14 protein-coding genes and 1 pseudogene are annotated in these 26710 nt (G+C 60.1%); 12 read left to right on the forward strand and 3 right to left on the reverse strand.

Features of this window, described 5'->3' with window-relative positions:
- Positions 1-224: 224 nt before the first annotated feature.
- Both aceF and aceE read right to left on the reverse strand, forming a co-directional pair.
- The gene (gene aceF, locus ALO64_RS12120; protein ID WP_044343221.1) at positions 225-1871 is read right to left on the reverse strand and encodes a dihydrolipoyllysine-residue acetyltransferase; all 1647 of its coding nucleotides are present in this window, start codon (positions 1869-1871) and stop codon (positions 225-227) included.
- 142 nt (positions 1872-2013) lie between these two features.
- Entirely contained in the window at positions 2014-4659 is a 2646-nt protein-coding gene (aceE, locus tag ALO64_RS12125; RefSeq protein ID WP_044343222.1) for a pyruvate dehydrogenase (acetyl-transferring), homodimeric type, read from the reverse strand.
- Positions 4660-5043: 384 nt separating this feature from the next.
- Here aceE and glnE point away from each other — a divergent pair, with 384 nt between their 5' ends.
- The 8 genes from glnE to ALO64_RS12165 all read left to right on the forward strand — a co-directional run bounded on the left by glnE (position 5044) and on the right by ALO64_RS12165 (position 15114).
- On the forward strand, positions 5044-8001 hold the full coding sequence (gene glnE / locus ALO64_RS12130; protein WP_044343223.1) for a bifunctional [glutamate--ammonia ligase]-adenylyl-L-tyrosine phosphorylase/[glutamate--ammonia-ligase] adenylyltransferase: 2958 nt from the start codon (positions 5044-5046) through the stop codon (positions 7999-8001).
- Positions 8002-8130: 129 nt separating this feature from the next.
- Positions 8131-9165 carry a lipopolysaccharide heptosyltransferase II gene (gene waaF / locus ALO64_RS12135; protein ID WP_002551768.1) on the forward strand — a complete coding sequence of 345 codons (1035 nt, stop codon included), beginning with the start codon at positions 8131-8133 and terminating at the stop codon, positions 9163-9165.
- A 2-nt stretch (positions 9166-9167) separates the two neighbouring features.
- Entirely contained in the window at positions 9168-10232 is a 1065-nt protein-coding gene (gene waaC, locus ALO64_RS12140) for a lipopolysaccharide heptosyltransferase I (RefSeq protein ID WP_004666429.1), read from the forward strand.
- Complete coding sequence (locus ALO64_RS12145; RefSeq protein WP_044343224.1) at positions 10232-11353, forward strand: glycosyltransferase family 4 protein; 1122 nt, start codon at positions 10232-10234, stop codon at positions 11351-11353. The genes waaC and ALO64_RS12145 overlap by 1 nt, the downstream gene beginning before the upstream one ends.
- Positions 11353-12159 (forward strand): lipopolysaccharide core heptose(I) kinase RfaP, encoded by an 807-nt coding sequence (rfaP, locus tag ALO64_RS12150; RefSeq protein WP_005731084.1) that lies wholly within the window; start codon positions 11353-11355, stop codon positions 12157-12159. The genes ALO64_RS12145 and rfaP overlap by 1 nt, the downstream gene beginning before the upstream one ends.
- On the forward strand, positions 12159-12893 hold the full coding sequence (locus tag ALO64_RS12155; protein WP_002551772.1) for a lipopolysaccharide kinase InaA family protein: 735 nt from the start codon (positions 12159-12161) through the stop codon (positions 12891-12893). Before rfaP ends, ALO64_RS12155 begins: the two co-directional genes overlap by 1 nt.
- Entirely contained in the window at positions 12890-13669 is a 780-nt protein-coding gene (locus tag ALO64_RS12160) for a lipopolysaccharide kinase InaA family protein (RefSeq protein ID WP_005731086.1), read from the forward strand. The genes ALO64_RS12155 and ALO64_RS12160 overlap by 4 nt, the downstream gene beginning before the upstream one ends.
- Entirely contained in the window at positions 13669-15114 is a 1446-nt protein-coding gene (locus ALO64_RS12165) for a lipopolysaccharide kinase InaA family protein (RefSeq protein ID WP_044343226.1), read from the forward strand. Before ALO64_RS12160 ends, ALO64_RS12165 begins: the two co-directional genes overlap by 1 nt.
- A 10-nt stretch (positions 15115-15124) precedes the next feature.
- Here the strand turns inward: ALO64_RS12165 and ALO64_RS12170 are convergent.
- Positions 15125-21222, reverse strand: a pseudogene (locus ALO64_RS12170) (dermonecrotic toxin domain-containing protein).
- A 302-nt stretch (positions 21223-21524) separates the two neighbouring features.
- Between ALO64_RS12170 and ALO64_RS12175 the strand changes: the two are divergent.
- The 4 genes from ALO64_RS12175 to ALO64_RS12190 are packed head-to-tail and all read left to right on the forward strand — an operon-like array spanning position 21525 to position 26698.
- Complete coding sequence (locus ALO64_RS12175; protein ID WP_044343227.1) at positions 21525-23282, forward strand: carbamoyltransferase family protein; 1758 nt, start codon at positions 21525-21527, stop codon at positions 23280-23282.
- Positions 23266-24396, forward strand: coding sequence for a glycosyltransferase (locus ALO64_RS12180; RefSeq protein WP_044343228.1), 1131 nt, complete (start codon positions 23266-23268; stop codon positions 24394-24396). Before ALO64_RS12175 ends, ALO64_RS12180 begins: the two co-directional genes overlap by 17 nt.
- The gene (locus ALO64_RS12185; protein ID WP_002551778.1) at positions 24396-25292 is read left to right on the forward strand and encodes an antimicrobial resistance protein Mig-14; all 897 of its coding nucleotides are present in this window, start codon (positions 24396-24398) and stop codon (positions 25290-25292) included. Before ALO64_RS12180 ends, ALO64_RS12185 begins: the two co-directional genes overlap by 1 nt.
- Positions 25289-26698, forward strand: a complete 1410-nt coding sequence (locus ALO64_RS12190) for a PIG-L family deacetylase (RefSeq protein WP_044343229.1) — start codon at positions 25289-25291, stop codon at positions 26696-26698. The genes ALO64_RS12185 and ALO64_RS12190 overlap by 4 nt, the downstream gene beginning before the upstream one ends.
- Positions 26699-26710: the final 12 nt, after the last annotated feature.

Consider the following 26710-nt stretch of genomic DNA (forward strand, 5'->3'; position numbering starts at 1 on the left):
GTGGGAGCGAGCTTGCTCGCGAAGGGGTCCGTACAACCCCAGAAGATGGTCGTGAGCAATGCGGATCGCCGCCCCGGTCACTCCCACAGAATCCAGCAATGAGCGCGGAGCATGGGCGCGATAGCCAGGCAAAAAAATCCCCGCTGGAGGGCGGGGTTGAGGTTCGAGCGTGGCAGCTCGCAAAGGTGTACAGCAAGGCCCGTCCGGGAACGGGCCTGCAGGGCTTACAGCAGGATTGTACGAATGTCCGCCAGCAATTCGCTCAAGCGCTTGGTGAAGCGGGCAGCAGCTGCGCCGTTGATCACGCGGTGATCGTAGGACAGCGACAGCGGCAGCATCAGTTTCGGCTGGAAGGCTTTACCGTCCCAGACGGGCTGGATGGTTGCCTTGGAAACACCGAGGATCGCCACTTCCGGCGCGTTGACGATCGGCGTGAAGCCGGTGCCGCCAATGTGGCCGAGGCTGGAGATGGTGAAGCACGCGCCCTGCATGTCGTTTGCAGTCAGCTTTTTGTTACGTGCCTTTTCAGCCAGTGCTGCGGCTTCGGCGGCCAGCTGCAACAGGCTCTTCTGATCGACGTCGCGGATAACCGGTACCAACAGGCCATCCGGGGTGTCCACGGCAAAGCCGATGTGCACGTACTTCTTGCGAATCACGGCCTTGCCGCTAGGTGCCAGCGAAGCGTTGAAGTCCGGCAGCTCCTTGAGCAAGTGGGCGCAGGACTTGAGCAGCAGTGGCAGAACGGTCAGCTTGACGCCAGCCTTCTCTGCAGCACCTTTCTGCGCAACACGGAAAGCTTCCAGGTCGGTAATGTCGGCCTGGTCGAATTGCGTGACGTGCGGAATGTTCAGCCAGCTGCGGTGCAGACCCGAAGCGCCGAGTTGCATCAGGCGCGTCATCGGTACTTCTTCGATCTCGCCGAAACGGCTGAAATCGACTTCCGGGATCGGCGGAATGCCCGAGCCGCCGCTTGCGCCGCCAGCCGGAGCGTCCTTGGCCTTCTGCATCATGGTCTTGACGTAAACCTGAACGTCTTCTTTCAGCACGCGGCCGTGTGGGCCGGTGGCGCTGACCGCGCTCAGCTCGACGCCGAACTCGCGTGCCAGCTGACGAACAGCCGGGCCTGCGTGAACCTTGGCGCCGTCTTTGGCCGGTGCAGCCGGAGCAGGTGCTGCTTCGGCTTTCGGCGCTGGAGCAGCGGCCGGTGCAGCCGCTTCAGCCTTGGCAGGAGCGGCAGCCGGTGCGCTGGCAGCAGGTGCCGGAGCTGCGGCGGGCGCTGCGCCTTCGACTTTCAGTTTGAGGATCAGGTCGCCGGTACCGACTTCCTGGTCCAGCTTGACTTCGATGCTCTCGACAACGCCTGCTGCCGGAGATGGGATCTCCATGCTGGCCTTGTCGGATTCCAGGGTGATCAACGACTGATCAGCCTGAATGGAGTCACCGACCTTGACCATCAGCTCGATGATTTTGGCCTTGCCCGACGAGCCGATGTCCGGCACGTGGATGTCCTGAACGCTGGCGCTGGCTGCCGGAGCAGGCGCAGCAGCGGCAGGTGCCGGTGCAGCTTCAGCCGGTTTTTCGGCAGCAGCAGGTGCCGCGGCAGGTTCGGCTGCGGGGGCAGGTGCGGCAGCCGCTTCGCCTTCCACTTCCAGCTCGAACAGCTCGTCGCCTTCTTTCAGGCGGTCGCCCAGCTTGACCTTCATGGCCTTGATGACGCCAGCCTTGGGAGCAGGGATTTCCATGCTCGCCTTGTCTGATTCCAGCGTCAGAATGCTCTGGTCGGCTTCGATGCGATCACCGACCTTGACCATCAATTCAATGACTTCGCCTTCACCGTTGCCGATGTCGGGTACACGAATTAACTCACTCACTATGTCTCTCCTTAGGAGAACCTGTTCACTCACCAATACGCTGGTTCAGTTACAACGAAACAGCGTTGGATGCTCATTTACGGTAGGTAAATTCCGCATCCTCGGCTGTTTACGCTCTGATCAGCGCTCTTGAAGCAGACTCTTAGCAGTCCAGTGGATTGCGTTTTTCAGGATCGATGCCGAACTTGGCGATGGCTTCCGCCACCACTTTAGGTTCGATATCGCCACGATCCGCCAAAGCTTCCAGGGCTGCCAGCACAACGAAGTGACGATCGACTTCAAAGAAGTGACGCAGCTTCTTACGGCTGTCGCTACGGCCGAAACCGTCGGTGCCCAGGACTTTATACTCCTTGGTTGGAACCCACTGACGAATCTGGTCAGCGAACAGCTTCATGTAATCCGTCGATGCAATGACCGGGCCTTTGCGACCGTTGAGGCACTGCTCAACATAGCTCAGTTCCGGCTTCTGGCCAGGGTGCAGGCGGTTGTTACGCTCTACAGCCAGACCGTCGCGACGCAGTTCGTTGAAGCTGGTAACGCTCCAGACGTCAGCGCCGATGTTGAACTCGTCACGGAGAATCTTCGCCGCTTCGCGAACTTCACGCAGGATGGTGCCCGAGCCCAGCAACTGGACGTGGTGCGCCGCTTCCCTGGTGTCTTCTTCGAGCAGGTACATGCCCTTGACGATGCCTTCTTCCGCACCGGCCGGCATGGCTGGCTGGGTGTAGGACTCGTTCATCACGGTCAGGTAGTAGAAAACGTCCTGCTGCTCTTCGAACATCCGGCGCATGCCGTCCTGGATGATCACTGCCAGTTCGTAACCGTAAGTCGGGTCGAAGGTGCGGCAGTTCGGGATGGTCGACGCCAGAATGTGGCTGTGACCGTCTTCGTGCTGCAGGCCTTCGCCGTTCAGCGTGGTACGACCGGCGGTGCCGCCGATCAGGAAACCACGGGTGCGGCTGTCGCCAGCAGCCCATGCCAGGTCGCCGATACGCTGGAAACCGAACATCGAGTAGAAGATGTAGAACGGAATCATCGGCTGGTTGTGGCTGGAATACGAAGTACCGGCAGCGATGAAGGAGGACATGGCGCCCGCTTCGTTGATGCCTTCTTCGAGAATCTGGCCTTTCTTGTCTTCGCGATAGAACATTACCTGTTCTTTATCGACTGGCTCGTAGAGCTGGCCGACTGACGAGTAGATGCCCAGCTGGCGGAACATGCCTTCCATACCGAAGGTACGGGCTTCGTCCGGGATGATCGGCACGATGCGCTGACCGACTTCCTTGTCCTTGACCAGCTGCGCCAGGATGCGCACGAAAGCCATGGTGGTGGAAATTTCACGGTCGCCCGAACCGTCAAGGATGGTCTTGAGGGTATCGAGTGGCGGCGTCGGCAGGCTGAAGCTCTGCGCGCGGCGCTGAGGTACGAAGCCACCCAGCGCAGCACGACGCTCGCTCAGGTAACGGGCTTCGGCGCTGCCTTCTTCCGGCTTGTAGAACGGCAGGGCTTCGAGTTCAGAGTCCTTGACCGGGATGTCGAAACGGTCACGGAAGTGACGCAGGCTGTCGACATCGACCTTCTTGGTGTTGTGTGCAGTGTTTTTCGCTTCGCCGGCGCCGGTGCCATAGCCTTTGATGGTCTTTGCCAGAACCACGGTCGGTTGACCCTTATGGTTGACGGCTTCGTGGTAGGCCGCATAAACCTTGTACGGATCGTGGCCACCACGGTTGAGTTTCCAGATCTCGTCGTCGGACAGATCGGCAACCATTGCCTTGAGTTCAGGCGAGTTGAAGAAGTGCTCGCGGACGAACGCGCCGTCCTTGGCCTTGTAGTTCTGGTATTCGCCGTCGATGACTTCGTCCATACGACGTTGCAGGATACCGTCGACGTCCTTGGCCAGCAGCGGGTCCCAGAAACGGCCCCAGATGACTTTGGTGACGTTCCACTGAGCACCACGGAACACGCCTTCCAGTTCCTGGATGATCTTGGCGTTGCCGCGAACCGGACCGTCGAGGCGCTGCAGGTTGCAGTTGACGACGAAGATCAGGTTGTCGAGCTTTTCGCGACCGGCCAGAGCGATGGCGCCCAGGGATTCCGGCTCGTCGGTCTCGCCGTCACCCAGGAAGCACCAGACTTTCTGCTTGCCTTCCGGGATGTAACCGCGGTGTTCCAGGTACTTCATGAAGCGTGCCTGGTAAATTGCCTGGATCGGGCCAAGGCCCATCGATACAGTCGGGAACTGCCAGAAATCCTTCATCAGCCACGGGTGTGGGTAAGACGACAGGCCGTTGCCGTCGACTTCCTGACGAAAGTTGTTCATCTGGTCTTCGGTGATACGGCCTTCGAGGAACGCACGGGCATAGACGCCTGGCGATGCGTGACCCTGGAAATAGATCAGGTCGCCACCGTGTTCGTCGGTCGGGGCCTGGAAGAAGTAGTTGAAGCCGATGTCGTACAGCGTGGCGCTGGAGGCGAAGCTGGAGATGTGGCCGCCCAGATCCGGGTCGTTCAGGTTGGTTTTGACGACCATTGCCAATGCGTTCCAGCGCACCAGCGAGCGAATGCGGCGTTCCATGAACAGGTCGCCAGGCATGCGTGCTTCGTGGGTGACAGGAATCGTGTTGCGGTATGGCGTAGTGATGGCGTACGGCAGCTGCGAACCACTACGGGTGGCCAGCTCGCCCAAACGGGTCATCAGGTAGTGAGCGCGGTCTTCGCCTTCTTTGTCGAGAACCGATTCCAGGGCGTCCAGCCATTCCTGGGTTTCGACGGGATCGAGGTCTTGCATGGCTTGCTCCAGGGCGGAAAGGCTTCCAGAATCGGTTGCCTGAGTTTGCGACTGGCCTTGTGGGCAGACGACATAAATTCTTGGATTACCGGAGGGTGGGATCCGGCGGCGTGTAGTTTTACTACAAATCGACGACGATTTCAGCCCTCCGAGTATCGGACCCAGTAGTAAAACTACAGAGAAGCGACTCAATCGCTCCTGTTGTCTTGTAACTTAAGACGTTACTGTTGATTGCTATTGAATATCTTGCAGGTAAAAAGCGGATTTTTATGCTTCTAATTTGATTTTTCCAGCAATTTATAACCTTTGTTCGACAAGCGGTGCTGGCAGATGCGTCTTGCCGTCATGACAGACGGGCGTTTGCACGCCGATCAAGGATAGACCATGAGCCTACCTTTACGGGCTGAATTTCCGGCCATTCTGCTGCCATTGATTACCCGTGCCCGCCAGACTTTCCAGGCCGCGCTCACTGCTTTGTCAGAGGACGCGCTGGCGTCTTTCGAAGCCTGGCCCGAAGCGCGCCGCAAGGCGTTCGACCGGGTTTGCGCCGCCAGTGATTTTGTCACCGAGCAAGTTTGCCGTGACCCGCAGATGCTCCTGCAACTGGCCGATTCGGGCGAGCTGGAGCGTAGCTTCTCTGCTGGCCAATTGCGCGGTCAGATTGCCGATGCCCTGTCGAGCGCCGCCAGTGATGACGAGCTGGGGCGTAATCTACGTCGGCAGCGCGCACGCCAGCAAGTGCGAATCATCTGGCGCGATCTGACCCGTCAGGCCGATCTGATCGAAACCTGCCGTGATCTGTCGGAAATGGCCGATGCCTCGATCGACCTAGCCTACCAATGGCTGTATCCACGGCACTGCGAGCAGTTCGGCACACCTACCGGTCGTCACTCGGGGCAGCCGCAGCACATGGTCATTCTGGGCATGGGCAAGCTAGGCGCGGTAGAACTGAACCTTTCGTCGGACATTGACCTGATCTTTGCCTACCCGGAGGGCGGCGAGACGCAGGGCACCAAGCGTGCGCTGGACAATCAGGAGTTTTTCATTCGCCTGGGGCAACGGCTGATCAAGGCGCTGGACCCGGTGACTGTCGATGGTTTCGTGTTCCGGGTCGACATGCGCCTGCGGCCCTACGGTTCTTCCGGGGCGCTGGTGCTCAGCTTCAACGCGCTGGAGCAGTATTACCAGGATCAGGGCCGCGACTGGGAACGTTACGCGATGATCAAGGCGCGAGTGGTCGGCGGCGATCAGACGGCAGGTGCCGAGCTGCTGGATATGTTGCGCCCGTTTGTGTATCGCCGTTATCTGGACTTCTCGGCCATTGAAGCGCTGCGCACCATGAAGCAGCTGATTCAGCAGGAAGTGAAGCGCAAGGGCATGGCGGAAAACATCAAGCTCGGTGCCGGGGGTATTCGCGAAGTCGAGTTCATCGCCCAGGCGTTCCAGCTGATCCACGGTGGCCGCGACCTGAGCCTGCAACAGCGCCCGCTGTTCAAAGTGCTGAAAACCCTTGAAGGGCAGGGTTATCTGCCTTCGGCGGTGACTGAAGAGCTGCGCGAGGGTTACGAATTTTTGCGTTACACCGAGCACGCCATTCAGGCGATTGCCGACCGTCAGACGCAAATGTTGCCGGACAACGATCAGGATCAGGCACGCATTGCCCTGATCATGGGCTTTGCCGACTGGGTCAGTTTTCACGAGCGCCTTATGTACTGGCGCAGTCGGGTGTCCTGGCATTTCCGTCAGGTCATCGCCGACCCCGATTCGGATCCCGACGACGAGCAGCAGGACGACAGTGAAGTCGCGGTGGGTGGCGAGTGGCTGCCCCTGTGGGAAGAGTCCCAGGACGAGGAAGCCGCGGGTCGCCAGCTGTTGCAGGCCGGTTTCGTCGATGCGGAAAAGGCACTGAAAAATCTGGCCAGCTTGCGCAGCAGTCCCAATCTGCGTTCGATGCAGCGTCTGAGTCGTGAGCGGCTGGATGCGTTCATCCCTCGGTTGCTGGCTCAGGCGGTAGAGCATGAGAAGCCCGACCTGGTGCTGGAACGTGTGCTGCCGCTGGTAGAAGCGGTCGCCCGGCGCTCGGCGTATCTGGTGTTGCTGACCGAAAACCCCTATGCGTTGCGACAACTGCTGACCCTGTGCGCTTCCAGCCCATGGATTGCGGAGCAGATCGCACGCTTCCCGCTGCTGCTCGATGAGCTGCTCAATGAAGGTCGCCTGTTCAATCCGCCGTTGGCACCAGAGCTGGCGGCCGAGCTGCGTGAGCGGCTGATTCGTATCCCGGAGGACGATCTCGAGCAGCAGATGGAAGCCCTGCGGCATTTCAAGCTGGCCCACAGCCTGCGGGTTGCGGCGTCCGAGATATCTGGCAGTCTGCCATTGATGAAAGTCAGTGATTACCTGACCTGGCTGGCCGAGGCCATTCTGGACCAGGTGCTGGCGCTGGCGTGGCGCTACAGCGTGGCTCGCCACGGCACGCCCTCGCGCCCGGACGGCACGTTGTGCGACCCAGGTTTCGTGATTGTCGGCTACGGCAAGGTCGGCGGCATCGAGCTGGGGCACGGCTCCGATCTGGATCTGGTGTTCATTCATGATGGCGATCTGGAGGCCGAGACCGACGGTGCCAAACCGATCGACACCGCGCAGTTCTTCACTCGTCTGGGGCAGCGGGTGATCCATTTGCTGACCACGCAAACCAACTCCGGTCAGCTGTATGACGTCGACATGCGCCTGCGGCCGTCGGGTGCATCCGGGTTGCTGGTCAGTTCGCTGGGGGCCTTCGCCCGTTATCAGGCCAATGAAGCCTGGACCTGGGAGCATCAGGCGCTGGTGCGTGCGCGGGTGATGACCGGCAGTCGCGATGTTGGCGAGCAGTTCGAAAAAGTCCGTGCCGATGTGCTGGGGTGCGAGCGTGATCTGGACAAGCTGCGCGCCGAAGTCAGCGAGATGCGCGGCAAGATGCGCGACAACCTCGGCACCCGCGTGACAGCAGCCGGAAGGGCGGCCAATGCCTTCGAGGCGTCGGTGCCGTTCGACCTCAAGCAGGACGCCGGAGGTATCGTCGATATCGAATTTATGGTGCAATACGCCGCCTTGGCGTGGTCCAGAGAGCATCCAGCGCTGCTGCAATACACCGACAACATTCGGATTCTCGAAGGGCTTGAGGACGCCGGACTGTTGCCTGACACGGACGCCGGCCTGTTGCGCGAAGCCTACAAGGCGTACCGCTCGGCAGCGCATCGTCAGGCTTTGCAGAAGCAGGCGGGCGTGGTCAGCGGCGATCAGTTTCATGCCCAGCGGCGTGAGGTGATGCGGATCTGGACGCAGATGGGTTTGAGCTGAGCCGCGCGGCAACGCCATATTCCGCTGCAACACTATATAAAGCTATGACAGGGAGGCGACAGGTTGTGTGGGAATGTCACGCAGTCTGATCGGCCTCCCTGATCGTTTCTGGTCGTTTTTGGATAGAACATGAAAATTCTGATCGTTGGGCCTAGCTGGGTCGGTGACATGGTGATGGCACAAACGCTGTTCCAGTGTCTGAAACAGCGTCATCCCGAGTGCGAAATCGACGTGCTGGCCCCTGAATGGAGCCGTCCGATACTGGAACGCATGCCGCAGGTTCGTGCTGCGCTCAGTTTTCCACTGGGGCACGGTGCCCTGGAGCTGGCGACCCGTCGCCGGATCGGCAAGTCCCTGGCTGGCCAATACGATCAGGCTATCCTGCTGCCCAATTCGCTGAAATCCGCTTTGGTACCCTTTTTCGCTGGTATACCGAAACGTACCGGCTGGCGTGGCGAATTCCGCTACGGCCTGCTCAATGACGTGCGCACCCTCGACAAACAGCGCTATCCGCTGATGATCGAGCGTTTCATGGCCTTGGCATTCGACAAGAGCACCGAGTTGCCGCGTCCTTATCCCAAGCCGAGCCTGCGCATCGACACCGCGACTCGCGATGCGGCGTTGAGCAAGTTCGGCCTGACCCTCGATCGTCCGGTGCTGGCACTATGCCCAGGTGCAGAGTTCGGCGAGTCCAAGCGCTGGCCTGCCGAGCATTACGCACAAGTCGCCGACGCCAGCATTCGCGAAGGCTGGCAAGTCTGGCTGTTCGGCTCGAAAAAGGATCACCCGGTCGGCGAGAGTATTCGCCAGGAACTGATTCCCGGTCTGCGTGAGGAGTCGGTCAACCTCAGTGGTGAAACCTCGCTGGCCGAAGCCATCGACCTGCTCTCGTGTGCCGACGCGGTGGTGTCCAACGATTCCGGCCTGATGCATGTGGCCGCAGCGCTGAACCGCCCGCTGGTGGCCGTCTACGGTTCGACCTCGCCGGGCTTCACGCCACCGCTGGCCGACGCAGTGGAAGTGGTGCGCCTGGGTATCGAGTGCAGCCCGTGCTTTGAGCGCACCTGCCGTTTCGGCCATTACAACTGTATGCGTCTGCTTGAACCGGACGCCGTGATTCAGGCGCTGAGCCGCCTGAACAGCACGCCGGTGGAGGTCGCCTGATTTTGCGGGTACTGCTGATCAAGACTTCTTCGCTGGGCGATGTGATCCATGCCTTGCCCGCACTGACCGATGCGCAGCGAGCGCTGCCCGGCATCCGCTTTGACTGGGTAGTGGAAGAGGGTTTCGCCGAAATTCCCGCCTGGCACCCAGCGGTCGACAGGGTGATCCCGGTGGCGATCCGCCGCTGGCGCAAGCACCTCTGGCAGACCTTCAGGTCGGGGGAGTGGCGGCGCTTCAAACAGCAGGTGCGCGAACAGCGCTACGATCTGGTGATTGACGCTCAGGGCTTGTTCAAAAGTGCCTGGCTGACACGTTATGTCGATGCGCCGGTGGCGGGGCTGGACCGCGACTCGGCACGCGAACCGGTCGCCAGTCGCTTTTATGACCGCGCTTTTGCAGTGCCGCGCGGGCAGCATGCGGTCGAACGACTGCGTCAGTTGTTCGCTCAGGCATTGGGTTATCCACAGCCGTCCGGTATGGGCGACTACGGCCTCAAGCCGCTGGCGACTCTGGATGACACGTTGCAGGCTCCGTTCGTGCTGTTCCTGCATGGCACAACCTGGGACACCAAGCACTGGCCCGAGCTGTACTGGCGACAACTGGCCGAACTGATGGCCGCTCGCGGCCTGCAGGTGCAGTTGCCATGGGGCAACCCGGCAGAAAAGGCACGCGCCGAGCGCATTGCCGACGGTCTGGACAGCGCACACGTGCTGCCGAAATTGAATCTGGCGGGTGTAGCGCGGGTATTGGCCAGCGCACAGGCCTGCGTTGCTGTCGATACCGGCATCGGACACCTGGCCGCCGCACTGGACGTCCCGACCATTTCCCTGTTCGGCCCGACCAACCCGGGCCTGACCGGAGCGTATGGCAAGTCGCAGGTGCATCTGGCCAGCGACTATCCGGGCTGCACACCTTGCCTGCAAAAGAAATGCACGTACCAACCGACCGCCGATGATCAGCGCCGGTTCGACCTTAAACGCGAGTGGCCGATGTGCTTCACTCGTTTGAATCCCGAGCGAGTAGCGAGCCAACTGGGCGCGCTGTTGCTGGCAAAGGAACCTGGCTGATGCAACTGGCTTTTGTACTCTACAAATACTTTCCGTTCGGCGGTCTGCAACGCGATTTCATGCGCATTGCTCTGGAGTGCCAGCAGCGCGGCCACCAGATCCGCGTCTACACCCTGATCTGGGAAGGCGATGTGCCGCCCGGTTTTGAAGTGCTGGTAGCGCCGGTCAAGGCTTTCTTCAATCATCGACGCAATGAAAAGCTCACGGCGTGGATGGAAGCAGACCTGGCCAGGCGCCCGGTGGACCGTCTGATCGGTTTCAACAAGATGCCCGGTCTGGATGTGTATTACGCCGCCGACGGCTGCTTCGAGGACAAGGCGCAGAACCTGCGCAGCCCGCTGTATCGCAAGTGGGGCCGTTATCGCCACTTTGCTGACTACGAGCGCGCGGTGTTCGCTAAAGACTCGAAAACTCAGGTGTTGATGATTTCCGAAGTACAGCAGCCGCTGTTCATCAAGCATTACGACACCCCGCCGTCGCGCTTTCATTTGTTGCCACCGGGCATTTCCCAGGATCGCCGCGCACCGCCGGACGCACCAGACATCCGTGCTGGCTTTCGCAAGGAATTCGGGCTTGCCGACGAAGACCTGTTATTGGTGCAGATCGGCTCCGGTTTCAAGACAAAGGGCGTCGATCGCAGCCTGAAGGCGCTAGCGGCGTTGCCTGCCGAGCTCAAAAAGCGTACCCGCCTGTTTGTAATCGGCCAGGACGACCCCAAAGTATTCCAGTTGCAAAGCGCGGCGCTGGGCCTGGGCGACCAGGTGACGTTCATGAAAGGGCGCAGCGATATTCCGCGTTTTCTGCTGGGCGCCGACCTGCTGATTCATCCGGCTTACAACGAGAATACTGGCACCGTATTGCTTGAAGCACTGGTCGCCGGTTTGCCGGTTCTGGTCAGTGCAGTCTGCGGGTACGCCCATTACATAGCCGAAGCTGACTGCGGGCGGGTGCTGGACGAGCCGTTCGATCAGGTACAACTCAATCGCTACCTGTCGGACATGCTTGAGGATGATGACGTGCGCAGCGCCTGGGGTCGCAATGGCCTGGCCTTTGCTGACACAGCGGACCTTTACAGCATGCCGCAACACGCTGCGGATGTGATTCTGGCGGAGCACTATTGATGAAGCTGTTCCTGGCTGAACCGTTCAAGAGCCTGTGGGCCGGACGCGATGCGTTCGTCGAGGTCGAGGGCCTGAGCGGCGAGGTCTACCGCGAGCTGGAAGGACGCCGCACGCTGCGCACCGAGGTCAACGGGCGTGGCTACTTCGTCAAGATCCACCGTGGCATCGGCTGGGGCGAAATCGCCAAGAACCTGGCTACTGCCAAGTTGCCGGTGCTGGGCGCGGGCAAGGAGTGGGACGCCATCGAGCGTCTGCATGAAGTCGGCGTGCCGACCATGACGGCCGTGGCCTATGGTGAACGTGGCAGCAACCCTGCCGCGCAGCATTCGTTTATTGTCACTGAAGAGCTGGCCCCGACTACCAGCCTGGAAGACGTAAGCCTCAACTGGCGCACCCAGCCGCCCGAGCCCCGTCTGAAAAGAGCGTTTATCGCCGAAGTTGCCCGCTTGGTTGGCATGATGCACCGCGCCGGCGTGAACCATCGCGACTGTTACATCTGTCATTTTCTGCTGCACACCGATACGCCGGTCACCGCTGACGATTTCAGATTGTCGGTCATCGACCTGCACCGTGCTCAGACCCGACGTGCGATCACGCCGCGCTGGCGCAACAAGGACCTGGCCGCGTTGTATTTTTCAGCGCTGGACATTGGTCTCACGCGACGCGACAAGCTGCGTTTTCTCAAGGGTTATTTCCAGAAACCGCTGCGCGAAATACTGCTCAAGGAAGCGCCGCTGCTGAGCTGGCTGGAGAAGAAGGCCGACAAGCTGTATCAGCGCAAAGTGCGCTACGGGGATGCGCTCTGATGGCGGGCTGGAAGCTTGAGCCCGAGTACGCTTTTCTGCAGCAGGATTTCGGCAGTCTGGATTCCGTGTTTGCCTTGCAAGGCCAGCAGTTGACCCGAGACCCGCTGTCCGACGTCATCCGCGTCGAGCGCGCCGGGGTTTACTACTACGTCAAACGCTACGTAGGTGCGGGCAAAGGCCTGCGCCGTTACATCGGCAAGCCCAGGGTCAAGTCCGAGTGGCAGAACCTCAAACGTTTTGCCAAATGGGGCATTCCCACGGCAGAAGTGGTGGCCTGGGGGCTGGAGCGCAACGGCGCAGCGTATGATCGCGGCGCACTGATCACTCGCGGCTTGCCCAATACCGAAGACTTGTCTGCGCTGGCGCAACGCAAGGATCCGCGACTGGCCGACCGGCAATGGGTCGACGCTGTAAGTCATCAGCTGGCTGCCTGTACCCGGACCATGCACGACAACCATTTCACACATAATGATTTGAAATGGCGCAACCTGTTGGTCGATGACGAAGGCAAGCTGTTTTTCATCGATTGCCCCAATGGCGCATTCTGGTGGAGCTTCATGCTGCGCTATCGGATCACCAAGGATCTGGCGTGCCTGGACAAGGTCGCCAAGTATCACTTGTCAGCTACCCAGCGTCTGCGCTTCTACCTGCAGTACCGTCAGCGAACGCGGTTGAACGCCTCCGACAAGAAACGTATTCGACATATCGTCAGCTTTTTCGAGGGCCGTGAATGAGCGTTTTTATTGCCAGTGCTGACCAGCCGTTACTGGCGCGTCACAACCTGGCTGATTTTGAATCGCTTTGGAACATCAGGCTTGATGCGGTCGACGAGCCCAATACCGGGCGCGGCGGCTGGAGCAGTGTGTTCCGTCTCGACCTGGACGGTCAGGGGTTTTACCTCAAGCGCCAGAGCAATTACCTGACCCACACGTTGCATCATCCGTTTGGCGAGCCGTCCTTCTCTCGTGAGTTTCGTAACATCAGTCGCTACCGCAAGCTGGGCATTCCAGCGCTGCAAGCGGTGTTTTATGGCGAGCGCAAGGTCGACGGGGAATACCGGGCGATCCTCATGACGCGTGCGCTGGACGGCTGGACCGATCTTGACGAACTGTTGCAGCATTGGAACCAGATGGAGAGCGTCCAGCGTCTGGCGGTACTTCACGCCTGCGGCCAGTTGGCGCGCACGCTGCACGGCGCCGGACAGGTTCATGGCTGCTTTTATCCCAAGCATATTTTTCTGCAGGCGGTGGGAAAGGGCTACCAGGCGCAATTGATCGACCTGGAGAAAACCCGTCCGGTGATCTTCGGCAAGCGTGACCTTGCCCGGGACCTCGAACCGCTGCTGCGCCGCGCGCCGATGTGGAATGAGGCCGATCGCCGCGAACTGTTGGCGGCTTATCTGCAAGCCACTCCGGACAGCTTGCTGGTCGATGCCTGGAATGCGCGTTTGGGCAAGCGCAGCGCTCACAAACGAGACCTTCAACACCGCGATGATAAAGAGACCCGTTGATGCGCTTGTCTGAACTCAAGAATGCCGGACGTACCCCCGAGTTGCCGATGAGTCTGACGCTGGCCGATGCTGCCGGTTCGGCTGAACTGCAATTATTGACCCTGCTGCGGGTATTGCCGGGGCAGCGCTATGTGGGCGCAGGCGTTTGGCGAGGCCGAACGGTGCTGGCAAAACTGCTGGTGGGCGACAAAGCGGCCCGGCACTTTCAGCGTGAACTGGCCGGGGTGCGTCTGCTTGCCCAACAGGGGCTGACCACTCCGCTGCTGCTGGCCGACGGTTTGCAGGATGGCGAGGGTGGCTGGCTGCTGTTCGAGTTTCTGGAGCAGGCGTCAAGCCTGGGCGATGCCTGGAATGCTGTCCAGCACCTGCCACCGCTGGCGGATGAGCAGCAAGCCGTGCTCGGCGAGGCGCTGAGCGCCATCGCTCAACAGCACGCCAAAGGCTTGTGGCAGGAAGATCTGCATCTGGACAATCTGCTGCGCCACCAAGGCCGGCTGTACCTGATTGATGGTGCTGGCATTCGCGCCGAGCAGGCCGGCAAACCGTTGTCCCGGCAAAAGGTGCTGGAAAACCTCGGCGTGTTCTTCGCCCAGTTGCCCAGGTCTTTCGAGCTCTTCACTGAAGAGTTGCTGGTGCATTACCTGTTGAGCAACGCCGAACATGGTTTGCCGATGGAGGCGCTGCAAAAGCAGATCGACAAGGTTCGCAGCTGGCGGCTCAAGGACTTCATGAGCAAGACCGTGCGCGATTGCAGTCTGTTCAGCGTCGAGGACAGCGCTTCGGTGTTCCGTGCTGTTCGTCGCGAGGAAAAACCCGCGATGCTACCGGTGCTGGCTCAGGCTGATGCCCTGCTCGGCAAGGGGCATCTGTACAAGACCGGTGGCGCTGCGAGCGTCGGCCGTGTCGAAATCAGTGGTCGTACGCTGGTCATCAAGCGTTACAACATCAAGAATTTCAGTTACTGGCTCAAGCGCTTCTGGCGTCCCAGCCGGGCCTGGCATTCATGGCGCGAAGGTAACCGCCTGATGTTTCTCGGCATCGCCACGCCAAAACCGCTGGCAGTTCAGGAAAAGCGTTTTCTCGGCTTGCGCAGCAAAGCCTGGCTGGTGACCGAGTTTATCGAGGGACCGGACATCATCGAGCGCTTCGCTCCCCATGTGGCAACCGGTGATGCACCAGAGGCCGAACTGCTGGCGCTGGACACGCTGTTCGCACAGCTTATCCAGGCGCGTATCAGTCATGGTGATTTCAAGGGGCATAACCTGTTCTGGCACACCGATCGCTGGGCGATGATCGACCTGGATGCCATGCAGCAGCACAGTTCTCAATCGTCCTTTGCAGCAGCCTACGCGCGTGACCGGGCGCGGTTTATGCGCAACTGGCCGGTGCAGAGTGCGCTGCACCAGATACTGGAGCAGCGCTTGCCGAAGATCACGCCAGACTGAGCCTGGCCTCTCAGGCAATGCGGGTGAGGTTCATCGCCTCGAGGGCCGTCACCAGCGCGCCCATGTCGTCGAAGGGTTTGAGGTGGATACGCGGCCAACGCACACGCTCCAGATACAGTTTGCCCTCGGCATTGCGCTGCACCGGTGTGCGATGAATCCATGTGTCACGAGCACGATGGACGATGGTCTGCAAATCGCCTTCGCCCTGTTGCACCAGAAACATTCCCGGCTTGAAGAGGCGTTGGTCAATGCTCAAGAGCCTGGCTGACTCTGGGCGCGACACTTCCATAGCCACTCGGTAATCGCCCTTGATGTAGACCTGTTCATTGGTTATGCCTCCCGTAACAAGCTCTCCCGGATCCGGTACTACGCCGGTCGATTTCCCTGGTGCCACATCGATAACCCGCAGACCGATCCCTCCTTGCAGTTCTGCAATACCGGGTACAACGCCCTGGTAGGTATTGGAATGGCTGTTGCCAACCAGCGCGATCCATTTGTGGGAACCCATCACGTCCTGATGCCTGCGGATTGTGCGCGACGCAAAGTAATTCATCATCTGCTGGCGGGTGATGGACTCTTCCCTGGCAATGCCTTTGAGGTGATAGCTGCTTGCGCAGTCGATAGCGCGGACCTCCAGGCCGTACTGCCGCGCCTTGATGATCAGTTGTTCGAAGTTATAGACCTTGTCCGGATCGGTGTGATGCCCACGGTCCAGGATTTTCAGGTCATGCAACAACGTTTTGCTCATCTGGCCGGTTTCGAAGAAACGATCCAGGTCCGCCTGATGCAGGTCGGTCAGCAGGTGCTCCATGTACAGCGTCTTGACGTTTTGCCGCGCCAGCAATGGCAGGTTGTCGATGATCAGTTTTTTGCTCGAAACAGAAAAATGCGACTCGCCGATAACGATGCCTTCCGTGTGACGGTACAGGGTTTCAAGCAGCCCCGCCGTGCTCGTCTGTGGCTCGATGGCTGGCAATGTCGGGCGAGGTGGCAGTTGGGCTGATCTGATCGTGGCGGCGTCCTTTTGGAGATTTTTGCGGCGCTGGGCGAACGTATTGCGAACAGTGTCGAGTTTTGTGTCTTCAAAAAAATACTCCATGTCGAGCCCTTTCCTTTCGAAGTTCGCCAATGTATGAAGCGTCGTTCTGGTATCAAGCGGCATCTCATAGGTCGCGTCGGCCAAGGATTGCTGGATCGCTGTCATCGGGCTGTCGGCAGTCCACTCTTCGGGTGGTACGCGTAGCCAGGTAGTGTTTTCGCCGTGGACAAACCCGTACTGGCCCGCCCAATGCTCGCCCTCGGCAACGGAGCCCCTCAGTTCTCGGATCAGCATGTCATCCACAGGGGTGGCGGGGGGCAGCGGAATGCCCGGCAGCGCAGGGTCGGCAAACGCGATGGTGAAGTCACAGCGAGTCGGCGTGTTTTGATGCGGCCCGTCGGTACCTTCACTTATGCGGGTCGGGCGTCCTGCCGGTATGTCCTGAACATGCACACTGACGACCCTTGCATCTCGGCAATGCCGGGCACCTGATCATGCGTCGTGGCAAGTTTCTGGTCGAGCAGTGCGACCCAGCGTTTGGAAGAGCCGGGTGCGATGTCCTGGCTGATGAGCCTGTGCCCGAAGAAGTTGCTCATTTTGCTGGCCGCTGCCGGATCATCAGCGGCGGCCAGCACCGAATGGCCGAAAAACGGGTAGCTTATCGACGAGCTGAACGGGCGCACTTCGATGCCGTGACGGTGGGCTTCCTTGATCAGGTGGTAGTAGTCGTATTCGCTGCTCGAGTTGTTCAAGGCGCCGCGATTGACGTCGTGCAGGTAGTACTTGAGCTCATGAGAGCCAGAGCGACTCTTTTTGCCCAACTGGCGATATCTGGCCAGTTTGCGCAGGTGTTTGTCGGTGAGCAGGTGTTCGATGTACAGGACCTCGACACGCTGTTCTGCCAGCAATGGCATGTTGAGCAGGAGCAGGAGCAGGCGCTTGCTGGCTACCGACTTTGGGGCCTCGCTGAAAACCAACCCGTTGCTGTGCGTGAAGATGTGCTCGATCAGCGTCTCGACTCTACCGGGCAGGCCATAAGCGGGCAGTGTCGGCCTGGGCGGCGGAGAAAATCGGGCAAAAAATGCCTGAGCGTCCTGGTAGAGCTTTTCCCGAAACGCTGTAAAGGTCTGGCGTATTTCCGTGAAATAGGTCTCGAAATAGATTTCCAGACCTGCGCCGGTCGGGTCAAAGACTTCCTTGCTGATGACGATGTCCAGATGCGCTCTCATGGTGCTTGGCATCTCATAGTCGATCAACGTGTTGAGCGAGCCTGCGGCGGCATCTTCAGGCAGTGGCCTATAGCTCCCCGGACCGTCCAGCCCGCCGCCGCGCAAGCGCCGGTCGACGACCAGCCACTGGCCCTGTTCATTCAGGCGAACCGGCTGTTTGCCGAAGAATGCGAATGGATTGGCCGGATCGATGATCTGCCAGCAGCGCAGATGCGCATCGTATTGAACCTGAAAGGTGTGATCTGACAACCGGATGTAATTTTTTCCGTTGAGTGCGTACACGCCTTTCGCGTGGCCGTCGGTGATACGTGGCACGTTATCCAGCGAAACGTCGACTGCCAGGTCGGTGCGCAACCCCGAAGGCACGCGCGCCACGGCGTTGGGCGGTGGCAGGAGCGGCTGCCAGGCACCAGCGGCTTCTCGCAGGGCGAACTGACCGGTTGCCATCGGGGGCGCCGAGGCGACGTGGGGTGCATGGAAAACTGCGGCGTGACCATGGGCGTTGGGCTTGCCGCTCAGAAAAACCTGCTCCTGCAGTTCAACCGGGTACAGGTCCTCGTAACGCGGCAGCGAGGACTGGCGCTGGAACGAGCGCAGGACCGGCGGTGATTGATGACCGTGCTCAAGCTGATGCAATACGCCGCCGAAGCCCTTAATGCCAACCAACAAGTCGCTGCCTGCGCCGATGCCGTTGAAGAGTGCCGAGAGCATGTATGTTGCAGCGCGTTGCTGGTCGCCTTCAGTCAAGGCGGCAACTGCCTGCCCGCTGTCATGCGATGAAAGCAGGCTGCCAACCGCAAAGCTTGCCGGTGGGAACGGCAGGGTCAAGGCGGTAGCAATTATCTCGACGCTGACCCAGATCAGCCGGACGAGCATGTCGTTGCGGCCGGTGGTGGTCTCTTCCACATCACGCAACCTGCGCTCCAGCGGCCTGTTGAAACAGGTGTCGGCGAAGTCTGCAATGAATGCCTTGGGAATGACCGGAGGTTTGTTGGCCTTGCCCTGCTGCATGTCGCGGAGCAAGAACGACAAGGTTCGACGCGCCTTGATCCGGCAGCGATCCTTGTAGTAATCGATCATGCCTTCGCTAACGAGCGAGCGCACAAAGTCGCTGAACAGACGAAACTCGATACCGTCAGGCGCCTGCGGCGTGTAGAGCAGCGCAGCATGGCGAGTCTGTGTCGGCAGGATCACCACGCAGCCCTGCACGGTTTCGACGTGGGTGAGCAGCGTGCTGGGAATGACCAGTTGATCGACGCCGGTCAGCCCCGAGGCGATAAACGGTTTGTCCACATGCACTTGCAGCGGGTAGAGGGGATATCGCTCGCGGGAGGCGGTGTCGTCAAGGTGGGCGTTATCCAGAGATTGTTTCAACCACGCATAGTGCGCTGCTTCGATATGACCTTTCAGCACGCTGCGCAATGCCGCTGCCTGCATCTGCAGTTGCGTGATTATCACGCTGAACTGGCGACGGTAGGCGTAGCCTTCGCTTTCGCTGTTCAGCAGGGTGTTTCTGATCAAGGCAATGTACTCGTCCGCCAGCCACTGACCGCGCACCGAACCTGCAACGGCAGCAGCTGACAGCGCGCTCACGTCGATGCCTTCCGGGCCGCTGAACGTCGCGTTGGTTGCTGCGGAAGCACGCAAGGGGTCAATGCTGTCGTCATAGCCATTGAGCAGCATGTCGGTGTAGGTCAGTGTTTCGCGCTCGGTGGTAATTACGATCAGGTCGGGGTCTACCGTGCCGGCTGGTACGTTAAGCAGCTTGCCGATTTGCTGGCTGGCACGTTGGTGTACGTAATCCTTGAATGGCTTGACTCCGGTGTGTGGCTGCGCCTGATAGTTGTCGAGCGCTCCGCCAATGGCCTGTTCAAGGGCCAGCAGTTCCCGGCGCTGGGCGCGACTGGCGCGCAGGTACCAGTCCGGCGTATGCCTGGCCTGTTCGGAAAGCAATATGCGGGTCTGTTCGTCGGTAAAGCGGCGCAAGGCCGACTCGCAGTCCGCATGATCAATAAACTGAATGAAGTCTTTCGAAGGCTGGGGTTTGAGCGCCAGTGCCGTCAGTTGCTCTGCCAGTGCCGCACGGGCATCCACTTCCACCTGATCGAGCAGGTAGTTGACCATTGATGGCGAAGCAGTCCAGCCGACCACCTCGTGCAGCAGTTGGGTTTCAGTGTCGAAGGCTTTGAAGTACTGCTGCCCGGGTGCATCGGTGGCGACCATGATCAGCCGCTGCGTACGCCCCTCGGCACCCTGCTTGCGAAACACCAGCAATCTGGCCATCACGTTGCGGTTGTTGAGTTTGATCTGTTGTACACGCAGTGCTGGATCGGATGCGCGCGCTGCCGGGCCGGTCAGTGCCGCGACCATGGCGAAATCACCGGGCTGGATATGCCCCTGCATCTTCGCCGCCCAACCCTGCGCGGTCAGTCGGGTTCGCGCCAGTGCGCAGAGCATTTGCCGGTTGTGCTCTTGCTGGTAAGCCTTGCGTTGAAACTCGCCAAACTCCGCCCGCAGATCGAGCTCATCGATAACTCCGGCAAGGTAAGCTGGATTCAATGCCGAGCAGGCTGCATCAAGCGGTTTGCCATCAAGAGTGATAACGGTGTGATCGAGAAAGTCCGAGCCTGCACTCTCGTCTTCCGGGTGCAGGCCATAGAGTGCCAGCTCGACCAGTGAGCATGTCACGCGGTAGGTCTCGCTCGTGGATGGCAGCGTGCGCCGCGTGTCGATGCTCAATGCGCGTGGGTCCAGATCATGGCCCAGGTCATCGGCCAGCCGGGTGCGCAAACGTGCTTCGGCAAAATGTTCTGGAGAGGCCGCGCTGCCCAGTACACTGAGCATCGCTGCATGCGCCTCATCGTAGTGTCGCAAGTGCCAGGCATAGGTCTGCAGGTCGGCTTCGCTGGCAATCTTCATCCAGTCCGGCATGCTTCGATGATACTGACGTTGCCTGTTGGTCAGTTCGCGCAGTTCGAGCATGTAGGCAGGGCCAAGCAGGCCGCGCATGTCGATGGCTGCCTGAATCAGCGCCTGACGTGTTGCCCGGTCTTCAGTATCAGGTCGTTCGCACGCATGGCGAATGTCATTGCGCTGCTTGTTCAGCAGGCGATCCAGGGCATGCATGAAGGGGGTGGTGGTGACCGGCTGTAGTTGCAGGTCTTCAGCCTTGAATGGCTCAAGGTAAAGGTCGGCGTCCTGGATGATCTTGAAAAGCTGATCTTGATGACGCCTTTCCATCGTGTTCAGAAGAGCATCCTGCAACGTCGCTGTGTTGAGCCAGCGCGCCAGGGTTACGAGCATCAGTGCCTGCGTGGCAAAGCCCATGATACCGAGCCCGGGTAACATCAGCAGCGTGCGTCCCTGTTCCTCGGATATCGCCAGCGCGCCTGCCATTTCAACGTGTTCGTCATCGTGCAGTTGCACATGCAGCGAGGCGTAAGTGAGCGCCGGGCTTTGATCGGGCGAGTCCGGCAGGCAGACAAGATAGCCACTCTCCAGATCACGCTCGTGAATCCTGACGCTGGCTTCATCACGCAAGGCTCGCTGCAAGGCAGGTACAAGCCGGTCGCGGCGGCTTTCAGCGTTTTTGCCAGGGTCTGTCCAGTAGTCATCGGTCTGTTGCAGCAGGCTGAATATTTCCAGTTCCCTTTCAGAAACATCGGCACCGCCAAGCGCAGTCAACAGCGCTTCGCCCGGGCCAGGCTGGGCCTTCAGCTCGATGGCCAGAAGTGTGCGCAGTTCATCGAGCCTTTTCAGTGCGGCGGAGGCGGCAGGCCAGGTATCGGCAGGTTTCAGTGGTGTAGGCGTTATAGCCAAAGAGGACAGTGTTTGTGTCATGACAGGCGTTCCATTGCGCGCTTCAGGCGCTGAGGTTTGAGCGACGGCCTTAGGGCCGGCGACGATGGACCTCAATTAATCAGAAGCAACGGGCGTCAGGTCGTAGATAGTTATTGATGCTGAGAAAGAGATGTTTCCTACGCCGTCCGGCGGGCATCCCCGATGACATTTCAGCGCGTCGAGCCAATCCTTGGTCATTACGTTATAATCCCGCCCTTTAGCTGCCCTCAGCCCGCTGTGCGGGGGCACACCTTTTCTCGGGCGCAATGCGCCTGCATGCAGACTAAAGAGGCTAGACCCTAGTGGCATTGACGATCCTTGGCCTGTCCGGCGCCCTTAGCCATGATCCTTCCGCAGCGCTTTATATCGACGGCAAGCTGATAGCAGCGGCTGAAGAAGAGCGCTTCGTTCGTGACAAACACGCGAAGAACCGCATGCCCTACGAGTCGGCGAAGTTCTGTCTGGAACAGGCAGGCATCAAGCCTTCGGACGTCGACGTGGTTGCAATTCCGTTCTCCCCCATCAGCCTGTTCGGCAAGGCCCGCTGGCACTACGCCAAGCGCTACTGGTACGCGCCGGATCGCGCCCTTGATGCGTTGCTGATGGGCAACCGCCGCTATAAGCGCTACCGCAACAAGATCGTCTGGTGCCTCGAGCAGCTGGGCTTCGATCCGAAAAAGATCAAGATCGAGCCGGTCGAGCATCACCTGGCCCACGCATCCAGCGCCTACCACTGCTCCGGTTTCACCGAGAAAACCGCGATCATGGGCATCGACGGCAAGGGTGAGTACGCCACGACCTTCTTCGGCTATGGCGAAAACGGCAAGATCCACAAGATCAAGGAATTCTTCGATCCGGACTCGCTGGGCGGCCTGTATGGCGCTATCACCGAATTCCTCGGTTTCGAGATGCTCGACGGCGAATTCAAGGTGATGGGCATGGCACCGTACGGCGATGCCAGCAAGTATGATTTTTCGCGTCTGGCCACGTTCGAGAACGGCGAGCTGATCATCAATACCGAGCTGGCCAATGTCATTGGCCTGCGTCGCTATAAAGAGAACGGCAAGGGCTTCTACTTCTCGCCGAAGCTGATCGAGTGGCTCGGCCCGAAACGCGTTGGCGACGTAGCCGACGAGCCCTACATTCACTATGCCGCGAGCATGCAGGCACTGTTCGAAAAGCTCGCGTTGCAGATGATGGATCACTACCTGGGTGACATCCTCAAGGAGACCGGCAAGATCGCTTTCGCCGGTGGCTGTGCGCTGAACGTCAAGCTCAACCAGCGCATCATTGCCCGTCCTGAAGTCAAGGAACTGTTCGTGCAGCCTGCGTCCGGCGATGCTGGTACGGCGGTCGGTGCCGCGGCTTATGTGTCCCACGCTCGCGGTGTGCCAGTCGAGAAGATGGAACACGTCTACCTTGGCCCGGCGTACAGCAACGAAGACGTGATCGCGGCCTGTGCCCGTCACCCGAGCAAGCCGGTCTGGCGTCAGATCGACAATACGCCACAGCGGATTGCCGAAATCATGGTCAAGGGCAACCCGGTCGCCTGGTTCCAGGGACGCATGGAGTTCGGTCCGCGTGCGCTGGGTGGTCGCTCGATCATCGGTTGCCCGAGCGTTACCGGGGTAGCCGACCGTATCAACCATCAGATCAAGTTCCGCGAGCGCTGGAGGCCTTTCTGCCCGTCGATGCTCGACACCGTCGCGCCGCAGATGATCAAGATCGATCACCCGGCACCGTTCATGACCTTCACTTTCGAAGTGGCGGAAGAGTGGAAAACCCGTGTTCCGGAAGTCGTCCATGAAGACGGCACTTCCCGTGCCCAGGTGCTCAAGCGCGAATACAACCCGCGCTACTACGACATGATGAAGGCGCTGGAAGAACTGACCGGCAATGGCGTTTCCCTGAACACCTCGCTCAACCGCCGTGGCGAACCGATGATCTGTTCGCCGACCGATGCGCTGAACATGTTCTTCGGCTCGGATCTCGAGTACCTGATCATGGAAGACATCCTGGTGGTAAAAGAGGGCGTCGAGGCTTATGACACGCTCGGCTGATCGTCACGTACTGCAGTTCTGTCACGGCTATGATGGGCCGTTTCTGGACTGCGCACGGCAATACGCCAGCCTGTTCGCCGGCAAGGGTTATCGGGTGACGACGGTGTTTCTGACCGGTGCCGCCGATCCGGATGTCGTCGCTGACTGCGGTTCGGACGAAGTGCTGTTCATGGAATACAGCTCCAGCGCCATTCGTGGCCTGAAGCTGGGTGCCATCCGTGACCTGCGCAAAATTGCCGCGACGCGCTCGTTCAGCTTTTGCATCGCGCACCGCTTCAAGCCGGTGTACATCGCCCTGTTGGCGACGAGGTTGCCGGTGATCGGTGTGCATCATGCGTTCGGCGATTACCACCGGCGCAGTCGCAAGCTGTTCGCCAACCTGTTTCGCAAGCGCCTGAGCCTGCTCGGTGTTTCCGATGCGGTCCGCGACGACATGCGCAGCAGCCTGCCCAAGTGGCCGGCCGAGCGCATTCAGACGTTGTACAACCGGATCGACGTCGAGCAACTGCAGGGCAGTCAGTTTTCCGCTGAAGATGCCCGCGCAGAGCTGGGGCTGTCGGCATCGGCCTGGATCGTCGCCAACGTCGGTCGCCTGCATCCGGACAAGGATCAGGCCACGCTGTTGCGCGGTTTTGCCGAGGCTCTGCCCAATCTTCCCGAGAACAGCCAGCTGGTGATTCTCGGCAAGGGCCGCCTGGAAGAAAACCTCAAGGCGCTTGCGCTGGAGCTGGGCATTGGTCCGCAGGTGCTGTTTCTTGGGCAGGTGCCTGACGCCCGTCGCTACTTCAAGGCGTTCGATGTATTCGCCCTGAGCTCTGACCACGAGCCGTTCGGCATGGTCCTGCTGGAGGCGATGGTGGCTGGTGTGCCATTGGTTGCAACGTCCTGCGGCGGCGCGAAGGAAGTGGTCGAAGACGTGGGTCTGCTGTTCCCGCTGGGTGATGTTCACAGCCTGGCGCACGGCCTGGTACACATGGCCGGTCTTGACGCCGAGCAGCGTCAGGACTGCGCCGAGCGCATGTTGCTGCGTTTGCGCGAACGCTTTTCCGATCATGCTGTGCGCGATGTCTTCTGGCGGCTGCCGCAAGTCTCCAGCCTGACGGCGGGGGCCTGATGCTCAATCGATTCAAAGGCTGGCGCGAGCGTGGCTGGGTGCAGATCGACGCGGCTGCTTACGAGCAGGCATGGCAACGGTTGGGTGGCAGCGTAGCCACTCATCCGCTGGTCGTTGCGCGCCTGTCGGCGTTTTCCGGTATTGCTGTGCGTTATCTGGCCTGGGAGCAGGGCGGCGAAGTAAAGGCAGCGATTGCCACCTGGGGGCGTTCGCTGGCGCTGTCCAAGGACGAACTCAAGCGTCACGGCAAGAAAGGCCTGTTCGACCTGGGCAACGCCGAGCTGATTTTGCCGGTGGCCGATGACATTCAGGTCCCGGTCCGCCATCGTGCCCGCTATGTGTCTGCGCTCAACGAGGGCCGCATCAGCACCTTCAGGCCGCAGACCGAATCGCTGGCGATGGCGCGTACGCCCGAAGAACTGTCCAAGAAATTTCGTTACAACCAGCGTCGTGAACTTCGCTTGCTGGAGGAGGCTGGCGGCACGGTAAGACCTGTCAGCGAGTTCAGCAGCGCCGAGCTGGCGAGTATGTATTGCGATCTGTTTCAGCGTCGCTGGGGCTTTGAGGCCACCGGTGCCCGGCACAAGGCCGAGGTCATCGAATTGCTGCGTGAACTGCTGATCGGTTCGGTGGTGTTTCTCAACGATGCGCCGATTGCCATTCAACTGGTGTATCGCGTCGAAGCGCCGCAGTGGGTCAGCATCGAGTACGTCAACGGCGGTGTCGATCCCGAAACCCGGGACTTCAGCCCAGGCAGCGTGCTGAGTTTCGTCAATACCCAGTCCGCCTGGGAGAACGCCCGCGCCTTGGGCAAATCACTGCGTTTTTCCTTTGGTCGTGCCGACCGCGAGTACAAGGACCGATGGTGCAACCCCGTTCCGGTGTTCCAGATTTGAGTCGCAAGCAACAGTTGCTCAAGCGCCATCGCCGTAGCAAGCGGCTGGCGTTACTGGGTGGCCTGCTGCTGTTGATTGCCATCGGCTTGTTGACGTTCTGGTGGCTGGTGCCGCTCGTGGCTGTTTGCGCATGGGTCGCCCATGAAGCCTGGTTTGCCGATCATCTGTTTTATTCACCCGCCGACGACTATCAGTACAGTTTTCCGGCCGACAGCGAAGTACCAAGCGTCCGCCTGGACGGTGGCACGTTGCTGATCGACCCCGCCGTGCAACTGAACGGCGACGAAACATTGATACTGGCACTGACAGTAAAAAGCACTTGGCTGGGACGTTTTCTCGACCCGGTGGTGGAGTTGCAGGGGCAGGCCTTGAGTGACCGGCAGGCCTTCGAGCGTGGCGTTTGCGGCGTGCGTTATCTGAACCTGAACGGGCTTGGCGAGCCGCTTGCTGCGGGTGCCCTGCAACTGCGCGGACGTTTCTGTCGTCTTGCTGGTACGCCGCGCCTCTGGCTGTTTCGTCAGGCGGATGCGCGAAAGCAGCGTGTCATGGTCATCGCACCGCATGCCGACGATGCCGAGCTCGCCGCGTTCGGGCTTTACAGCCAGGCCGAGGAAGCCTGGATTGTCACGCTGACCGCCGGTGAGATCGAGGCTGAACATTATCGCCAGATGGGCATGCAGCGCGCCGAAGCTGCGCGCATGAAAGGCCGGTTGCGGGCCTGGGACAGCATCGCCGTCGCACGTTGGGGCGGTGTGCCTGAGTCTCAGTGTGTGCAGTTGGGTTATTTCTGCCTGCAGTTACCCGCCATGCAGGCCGCGCCGGATACGCCGGTCGCTTCGCGTGAGGCGGATCTGACCGATACGCGGTTGTTTCGCCAGTTCAATACGCTACCATTGCCCGGCGATGACGGCCTGCCGACCTGGAATAACCTGCTCGCCGACCTGCGTGCACTGGTCCTCAAGGCCAGGCCGCAGGTTATTGTCATGCCGCACCCGGCCATCGATCCGCATCCCGACCATATCTGTGCCCAGGCAGCCGTGCGTGAAGCGCTGGCCGGTCTTGAATGGCAGCCAGACGTGGTGCTCGGTTACGCCAACCACTTGCACGACAACGACCGTTGGCCAATGGGCGATGCCTACAGTGGCATCAGCCTGCCGCCGGTATTCGATGCCAGTCTGCCGCTGGTACCGTACAGCCTGCACTTATCGGTTGCGGCCCAACGCGACAAGGCAATGGCGCTGGGTATGATGCATGACCTGTTGCCGCCGATGCCGTTCAAACGCCGTGTGCGCCGTACGTTGCAACGCGTTCTGGCCGGTCGCCACTGGCCGGCCGAAGGCGAAAACGAATTCTTCCGCAAAGCTGTGCGACGACACGAGTTGTTCTGGCGCAGCCGTGACATCTGATTCAGCAGGCGC

The organism is Pseudomonas meliae, assembly GCF_001400515.1.
In the GTDB taxonomy this organism is placed as follows: Bacteria; Pseudomonadota; Gammaproteobacteria; order Pseudomonadales; family Pseudomonadaceae; genus Aquipseudomonas; species Aquipseudomonas amygdali.